2 protein-coding genes are annotated in these 777 nt (G+C 41.6%); both read left to right on the forward strand.

All coding sequences use genetic code 11. The features are described from left to right. Window positions 1-437 (forward strand): tail fiber domain-containing protein (locus LG31_RS0107690; protein ID WP_033113903.1); only part of this gene is annotated, 437 nt, incomplete at its 5' end. 1 nt (window position 438) lies between these two features. Then, a partial coding sequence (locus LG31_RS20865; protein ID WP_152598341.1) for a hypothetical protein occupies window positions 439-777 on the forward strand: 339 nt, incomplete at its 3' end.

Raw genomic sequence — 777 nt, forward strand, 5'->3', positions numbered from 1 at the left:
CACAAGAGCCAAAGGGTGATAAAGGCCCAGCTGGTTTGAATGGATTGCAAGGTGACAAGGGCGATAAAGGAGATGCTGGTGCAAAAGATGCACTACCCCTTATTGGTGGCACTGTTAATGGTAGCGTAACAGTTAATGGTAGGTTCAGGGCCGATACCGTAACTCAAAGTTCAGACTTGCGCCTAAAAGAGAATATATCTCCGTTGTCTTCTGCACTTGATAAAGTACTAAAGCTGAATGGGGTGAACTATAACCTTATTGGACGCGATGAAACATCATGCGGTTTTATTGCACAGGAGGTACAAGAGGTAATTCCAGAAGTTGTACACACTGATGCAAATGGCATGTTGAGTATTGAATATGCGTCTATGGTTTCTTATTTGGTTGAGGCCATTAAGGATCTGCAAGCGCAAATTGATATGTTGAAGGGGGTGTAATATGCCCCTTCCAACTTCGGGTTTGATTACGATGGATCAGATTTGTACTGAGTTTAAAATCCCTGTTACTTCGGACTTAGGCTGTGATGCTTTGCGCAAAGCAGCTAATAAGCTAACTGGTGATATTTCAATGTCTGATTTTTACGGTTTGTCTAACTTAAAGTTCATAGTACATAAATTTAAACTAACACTGGGCGCTAGTGATGACTATGCATGGGATCATAATTTCAACAACATAGGGTTCAGTGGCAGCCTTGGCAAAGGCGCTATATCGCCAGCTAGTATAAACGTAAAGGGTATCAATGTTCCCATTACTGATATTTCATTTGGGGTTTATGGT

Source organism: Aeromonas lacus (genome assembly GCF_000764665.1).
GTDB lineage: Bacteria > Pseudomonadota > Gammaproteobacteria > Enterobacterales > Aeromonadaceae > Aeromonas > Aeromonas lacus.